Here is a 7,485-nt window from a genome sequence, read left to right on the forward strand (position 1 = left end):
CCGCCGTCAACGGCACCTGGTCCACCTGGGAAACCTTCGGCGGAGGCGGACACGACCTCACCGTCGACCACAACCAGGACGGACGCCTCGAAGTCTTCGCCTCCGGACCCGTCGGCGTCTTCCACAAATACCAGACGGGGACGTCGAGCTGGTCGGACTGGGAGCCCACGGGCGGGCCCGCCGACTCCGAGCTCACGAGTGAGCGTTCCCCGGACGGCCGGGTGGAGGTGTTCGCGATCAACGGGAGCACCGCCCAGCACCTCTGGCAGACGGGGGTGAACGCCCCGTACGGCCCGTGGGAGACCTTCGGCGGGGGCGGGACCGAGATCGTCGGGGCGGCCAACGCCGACGGCCGCATCGAGGTGTTCGGGACGAGCGGCGCGGGCGTGCACCACCGGTGGCAGACCGGGTTCTCGACCTGGTCGGACTGGACCTGGCTGAACGGCACGTCCGGTCCCGCCGTCAACTGACCCGCAGGGGTCCCTCCGGAGGAGAGCCATGCGTCCGATCAGCAGGCGGGGCCTGCTGCGGGCGGCCGGAGCGGGGGCGTTCGCGCTCCCGCTCGCGGGCCGGGCCGCGGCCGCCGCCGCCGCGACCCCCTCCGCCGGTTTCGCCGGCGGTTCCGCCGACGGTCCGACCCACCGGTGGGTCGGCGCCGGACCGTTCACGCACGTCCACGACCCCTCCCTGCCCGGGCGCCGCCGCTACCTCAACGACCACACCCTGATCCGGGCGGGCGGCCGGTGGCACGTGTTCGGCATCGTCGGCGACGGCGCGCCGCCCGGTGAGGCCCCGGACAGCGCCGCCGAGATCTCCTTCGCCCACGCCTCGGCCCCCGGCCCGTACGGACCGTGGACCGCGCACCCGGACGCGCTGACCGCCGACCCCTCCTACTACGGGGAGCAGCACCTGTGGGCCCCGTACGTCCTGGAGGCGGGCGGGACCTTCTGGATGTTCTACGCCGCCGGCGGCCCGGCGGGCGGGGCCGCGGTCAACGCCGCCACCTCGACGGACCTGTCCACCTGGACCCGGCTGCCGTCCGGCCCGCTGTTCCGGGGGCTCGCGGCGCGCGACCCGATGGTGCTGCGGACCGGCGGCGAGTGGGTCATGTACTACACCGAGCTCTCCGGTCCGCACGGCCACCACGTCGTGGCCTGCCGGCGCTCGGCGGACCTGGTGCGCTGGAGCGGGCCGGAGACCGTCTTCACCGACGCGAGCACGGACGCGACGGTGTCGGTGACCGAGTCCCCGTACGTCGTCGAACGGGACGGCTGGTACTACCTGTTCACCGGCCCCCGCGGCGGCTACGAGGGCACCGACGTGTTCGCCTCCCGCGACCCCTTCCGCTTCGGCCCCGACGGCTGGGCGGGCCATGTGCCCGGGCACGCCGTCGAGGTGTTCCGCGACGGGGAGGAGTGGTACGCGAGCGCGGCGGGCTGGTTCCGCCAGGGGCTGTACGTGGCCCCGCTGCTGTGGCGGGACGCCCCGCCGCCCTGGCAGAGCCCGGACAACCCGGTCGTCGCCCCGGACGTGGACGGCCGGCTGAACCTCTTCGCGCTCGACGCCGCCGACCGCGGCGTGCTGCGGCGGGTCCAGGCCGGCCCGGACGCCGACGACTGGTCGCCGTGGGAGGCCTTCGGCGGGCCGGCCGGGGCGGTGCCCACCCTCGGCCGCAACACCAACGGCAGGCTGGAGGTGTTCGCCCTGTCCCCCGGCGGCACGGGCCTCTACCACCGGGTGCAGCGGCCCGACGGCGGCTGGTGGGACTGGGAGGAGTTCGGCGGGCCGGCCGGCGGCGCCCCCGCCGTCGTACGGGCCGCCGACGGCAGGCTGGAGGCGTACGCGGCGGGCCCCGCCGGTGCCTGGATCGCGCGCCGCCGCCAGCGGACGCCGGGCTCCCTGGTCTGGGACCCGTGGGACGGGGGATTCGGCGGGCCGGCGGGTGCCCCGCCCGCCGTCGCCGCCAACGCCGACGGCAGGCTGGAGGTGTTCGTCCTCTCCCCCGGAGGGGCCGGGATCCTCCACCGTTGGGAGGAGGCGCCGGGCGGGGCCTGGTCCGGGTGGGCCCCCTTCGGCACCGCCGCCGGGTCCGCGCCGCGCGTGGCCCGGGACGGCAGCGGGAGGCTGGCGGTGGTGACGACCTCCCCGTCCGGGGTGGCCGCGTTCCTGCGGGGGCAGTCCGTGCCCAGCGGCGGCTGGGACGACTGGCGGCCCCTCTTCGGCTGGAGCGCGACGGCCCCGGCCGTGGTCCCGGGCGGCGACGGCAGGCTGGAGGCCTTCACCGCGTCCCCCGGCGGGGCGCGGCTGAGCCACCGGTGGCAGGCGGTGGCCGGCGGGGCCTGGGAGGCGGTGGAGGACTTCGGGGAGCCGGGTGTCGCGGTGGCGGCGCCGTCGGCCGCGGCGGACGCCGCCGGGCGGCTCCACGTGTTCGCCGTCACCGCCGATGGCCGGATCCGGACCAGGGTCCAGGAGGGGCCGGGCGGGCGCTGGCGTCCGTGGAGGGCCTTCGACGAGCGGCCGGTCGCGCTCCCGCCCCCGTCGGCGCCCTGCTACTGAGGGCCTTCGCCGGGGCCGCCGGATTGGCCGACGGGACACGGTCCAGCCCCGCACGCAGCGGGTAACGTCCCTGTCTGGGCGTCTGAGGACACGCCGGGCGGGGGGAATCGTGAGCGGCATAGTCGTCCATCTGCCGGAAGGCGGCGCCGGCGGCGGGGCGGTGACGTTGCGCCTCGGGCCGGGCGAGGTGGCCCGGTTCGGCCGCGGCTGCGCCAGGACCCCGGTCGAGCTGCGCCTGGACGACCCGGCGATCTCCCGACTGGCCGGGGAGATCCGCGTCACCGACGACCACTGGCAGCTGAGCAACCACAGTCCCGCCCAGAGCTACCTGGTGGAGAACCCGGAGGGGGCGGGCGAGTACCTGCGGGTGGCGCCGCGCCGGGCGGGGGCGCCGATCCCGTTCGAGTTCTCCCGGGTGGTGCTGCCCACCCGGGCCGGGTCCGCGGTCTCCTTCCAGGTGTTCGCCCCCGACCACCTCTACCTCGATCCGCCGGGCCCGGGCGGGCCGCCCGGGGGCCGTACGGTGACGGCGTACTCGCTGGACGAGACGGCCACCTACTTCCTGGTGCTGGTCGCCCTCTGCGAGCCCTGGCTGCGGGACGCGTCGCCGGTCTCCGTGCCCACCACCCCGCAGGTGGTCGAGCGGCTCCGGGGCCATCCGGCCTGCGGCCGGCTGACGGCCCGCGCGGTCAGCTCGCACATCGACTACCTCGCCGAGGAGAAGCTGCGGATCGGGGTCCCCACCGGGCCCGAGGCCGGGCGGGGGGAACGGCACAACGGGAAGCGGGACGCCGTCGTCGGGCTCGCGCTGCGGTTCGGGATCGTACGGGAGGAGCACCTCGCGCTGCTGCCGTCGCGGGCCGAAGCGGTGGCGCGGGGGTAGCCGGCATGGCACGGCTGAGCAGCGTCGGCGCCCCGTGGGGGAGCGACGGTGCGGAACTCCTGCCCCCGGGCCACCGGGTGGGCCGGTGGGTGGTCGGCGAGCCGATCGGCGCGGGCGGCTGGGCCACCGTCTACGCGGGCCGGGCGGCGGACGGGGAGCCGGGCTGCGAGGTGGCCCTCAAGGTGATGCCGACGGCCGGCCTCGCGCCGCGCCAGGCCCGGAGCGTGGCCGAGGCCGCCCGCCGCGAGGTCGAGCTCGGCACCCGGGCGGGTCATCCCCGGCTGGTGCGGCTGCTGGACTACCTGGTCCTCGACGCGCCGGGGCACCCGCCGCTGGACGGGGCGGTCGTGCTGGTCATGGAGCGGGCCCGGGGCAGCCTGCGCGACCGGATCGGCGCCGGGGTGACGGAGGCGGAGGGCGCCCGGCTGATCGCCGGGATCTGCGAGGGGCTGGCCCACCTGCACCGCAGCGGCTGGGTGCACGCCGACCTCAAGCCCGAGAACGTCCTGATCGGCGCGGACGGGGAGGTCAGGCTCTCGGACTTCGGTCTCGCGACGGAGCTGACGGGGACCCACGGGTACGCGCCCCCGATGGGCACCCTGGAGTACCTGCCGCCGGAGCGTTGGAAGGCGCCGCTCGGGGAGCGGGGCGTACAGGTCCGCCCGAGCGCCGACGTCTGGGCCCTGGGCCTGGTGATCCACGAGGTGTTCGCCTCCGGGGCCCCGCTGTTCCCCGGAGCGACCCCGATGGCGCAGGGGGCGGCCGTGCAGGAGTACGCGGCCGGGCGCGCGCCCCTGCGCATGGACGGCGGGGTGCCGCCGTTCTGGCGGGAGCTGGCCGCCGACTGCCTGGCCCCCGGGCACGAGGCCCGCGCGGCGCACACCGCCGAGCGCCTGCTCGCGCGGATCACCGCCGGGCGGCCGGTGCCGGCCGGCGGGCGGGGGACCGTGCCGCGTGCCGCGGCGATGCCGCTGCGGCGGCACCGGGCGGCCCTCCTGGCGGCCGCCACCTGCGGGGCGGCGGCCGCGGCCCTCTGGTCCTCGACGGGCGGGGAGGTCGCGGCGGCCCCGCCGAGCGGGTCGCGCGAGGCCCCGCTGGCGGTCCGGGTGTTCAACGCCGAGCGGGCCTGCCAGGACCGTGCCGACCGGGACCCGCGGTGCAGCCTGGGCCTGGCCGTCGACCCCATGCGGCCCTACGCGGCCGGGAACGTGGTTCCGACCCGGGTGTGGCACGCCGACGTCCTCGACGCCGACTGCGAGCTGGCGCACGGGGAGCCCGTGATCGACGAGTCGGACTTCCGCTCGACGCTCTGGTACCGGGTGCGCCTGCCGGGCGGAGGACCGCGGGCGGGTGCCTGGCTGCCGGCCGTGCGGACGAAGGACCGCCCGGCCCTCCCATCCTGTCCGGACCGGTCACGATAGGAGAAGCGGCGGTCCCGGGCCCTCGCGTAGCGTGGAACGGCCGGGCGCCGAGGGACGCCGCCGCGGCCGCGCCGACGAGGGAGAGACGATGAGCAGGGGCACGACGAACGACCGGCGGCCCGCGCCGCACGCCGCCGACGGCCACGACATGATCCGTGTGCACGGCGCGCGCGAGAACAACCTCAGGGACGTCAGCGTCGAGATCCCCAAGCGGCGGCTGACGGTCTTCACCGGTGTCTCCGGCTCGGGCAAGAGCTCGCTCGTGTTCGACACGGTCGCAGCGGAGTCGCAGCGGCTGATCAACGAGACGTACAGCGCCTTCGTGCAGGGCTTCATGCCCGCGGCGGCCCGCCCCGACGTGGACGTGCTGGACGGGCTGACGACGGTGATCGCCGTGGACCAGCAGCGGATGGGCGGCGACCCCCGTTCCACGGTGGGCACGGCCACCGACGCCAACGCGATGCTGCGGATCCTGTTCAGCCGGCTCGGCAGCCCGCACGTCGGCGGCCCCAAGGCGTACTCCTTCAACGTGGCCTCCGTCAGCGGCGCGGGCGCCGTCACCATGGAGCGCGGCGGGCAGACCGTCAAGGAGCGGCGCGAGTTCAGCGTCACCGGCGGCATGTGCCCGCGCTGCGAGGGCCGGGGCGCGGTCACCGATCTCGACCTGGGCCAGCTCTTCGACGACTCGAAGTCCCTCAACGAGGGGGCGCTGACCATCCCCGGCTACAAGCCCGGCGGCTGGAACCACCGTCTTTACAGCGAGTCGGGCCTCTTCGACCCGGACAAGCCGATCCGTTCGTTCACGAAGCGGCAGCTGGCCGACTTCCTGCACCGCGAGCCGGTCCGGATGAAGATCGCCGGCATCAACATGACGTACGAGGGACTGATCCCGCGGATCCGCAAGTCCATGCTGGCCAAGGACAAGGAGGCGATGCAGCCGCACATCCGGGAGTTCGTGGAGCGGGCGGTCGCCTTCACCACCTGTCCCGACTGCGAGGGCACCCGGCTGAGCGCGGGGGCGCGGTCCTCGAAGATCAAGGGGATCAGCATCGCCGATGCCTGCGCGATGCAGATCAGCGATCTGGCGAAGTGGGTGAGCGGGCTGGACGAGCCGTCGGTGGCTCCGCTGCTGGCCACCCTGCGGCAGACCCTCGACTCGTTCGTGGAGATCGGGCTGGGGTACCTGGCGCTGGACCGGGCGGCGGGCACGCTGTCGGGCGGCGAGGCGCAGCGCGTCAAGATGATCCGCCACCTCGGGTCGGCGCTGACCGACGTCACGTACGTCTTCGACGAGCCCACGACGGGTCTGCACCCGCACGACATCGAGCGGATGAACCGGCTGCTGCTGCGGCTGCGCGACAAGGGCAACACGGTGCTGGTCGTGGAGCACAAGCCGGAGGTCATCGCGATCGCCGACCACGTCGTCGACCTGGGCCCGGGCGCCGGCGCGGCGGGCGGCACGGTGTGCTTCGAGGGCGGGGTGGAGGGGCTGCGGGCCAGCGGCACCGTGACCGGACGGCACTTCGACGACCGGGCCCGGCTCAAGGAGTCGCCGCGCGAGCCCTCGGGCGCGCTGGAGATCCGCGGGGCGTCGGCGCACAACCTGCGCGGGGTCGACGTGGACGTCCCGCTCGGGGTGCTGACCGTGGTGACGGGTGTGGCCGGCTCGGGCAAGAGCTCGCTCATCCACGGCTCCGTCCCGGCCTCGGCGGGGGTGGTGTCGGTGGACCAGTCGCCGGTGCGGGGCTCGCGGCGGAGCAACCCGGCGACGTACACGGGGCTGCTGGAGCCGATCCGCAAGGCGTTCGCCAAGGCCAACGGGGTGAAGCCGGCGCTGTTCAGCGCCAACTCCGAGGGCGCCTGCCCCACCTGCAACGGTGCCGGGGTGGTGTACACCGATCTGGCGATGATGGCGGGGGTGGCCACGACCTGCGAGGACTGTGAGGGGAAGCGGTTCGACGCTTCTGTGCTGGAGTACCGGTTCGGCGGCCGGGACATCAGCGAGGTCCTGGAGATGCCGGTGGCGGAGGCCGAGGGGTTCTTCGGCTCGGGCGAGGCGCGTACGCCGGCCGCGCACCGGATCCTGGAGCGGCTGGTGGACGTCGGGCTGGGCTACCTGACCCTGGGCCAGCCGCTGACCACCCTGTCGGGCGGTGAGCGGCAGCGGCTGAAGCTGGCCACGCACATGGGCGAGAAGGGCGGGATCTACGTCCTGGACGAGCCGACGGCCGGACTGCACCTGGCCGACGTGGAGCATCTGCTGGGCCTGCTGGACCGGCTCGTGGACTCCGGGAAGTCGGTCATCGTGATCGAGCACCACCAGGCGGTCATGGCGCACGCCGACCGGATCATCGACCTCGGTCCGGGCGCGGGGCACGACGGCGGCCGCGTCGTCTTCGAGGGCACCCCGGCGGAGCTGGTCGCCGCCAGGTCCACGCTCACGGGCGAGCACCTGGCGGCGTACGTGGGCGCCTGACCGGCGCGGGGACGGGGCGGCCCGACCGGGGCCGCCCCACCTCACCTCCGGGCTAGGGCCTGTCGTCAAACTCCCGTCGTCGCCCGAAGGGCGGCCCCGCGGCGTCTGGTGCGTGCTCTCGGTGTGCCGGGCGGAAGCCCGCGTACTGG

Annotated in this window: 4 protein-coding genes and 1 pseudogene; all 5 read left to right on the forward strand. The window is 75.5% G+C overall.

Going from position 1 to position 7,485, the window contains the following annotated elements; all coding sequences use genetic code 11:
• Positions 1-470 (forward strand): annotated as a pseudogene (locus AB0O29_RS24865) (M23 family peptidase); the annotation flags it as partial.
• A 28-nt stretch (positions 471-498) separates the two neighbouring features.
• Positions 499-2,556: a family 43 glycosylhydrolase gene (locus tag AB0O29_RS24870; RefSeq protein ID WP_365154981.1), complete on the forward strand. Its 2,058-nt coding sequence runs from the start codon at positions 499-501 to the stop codon at positions 2,554-2,556.
• A gap of 109 nt (positions 2,557-2,665) precedes the next feature.
• Positions 2,666-3,439 carry a serine/threonine protein kinase gene (locus tag AB0O29_RS24875; protein ID WP_365154987.1) on the forward strand — a complete coding sequence of 258 codons (774 nt, stop codon included), beginning with the start codon at positions 2,666-2,668 and terminating at the stop codon, positions 3,437-3,439.
• Positions 3,440-3,444: 5 nt separating this feature from the next.
• Positions 3,445-4,860, forward strand: a complete 1,416-nt coding sequence (locus AB0O29_RS24880) for a serine/threonine-protein kinase (protein ID WP_365154990.1) — start codon at positions 3,445-3,447, stop codon at positions 4,858-4,860.
• 88 nt (positions 4,861-4,948) lie between these two features.
• The gene (locus AB0O29_RS24885; protein WP_365154993.1) at positions 4,949-7,336 is read left to right on the forward strand and encodes an excinuclease ABC subunit UvrA; all 2,388 of its coding nucleotides are present in this window, start codon (positions 4,949-4,951) and stop codon (positions 7,334-7,336) included.
• Positions 7,337-7,485: the final 149 nt, after the last annotated feature.

Origin of the sequence: Streptomyces sp. NPDC089915 (genome assembly GCF_040684675.1) — a bacterium.
GTDB lineage: Bacteria > Actinomycetota > Actinomycetes > Streptomycetales > Streptomycetaceae > Streptomyces.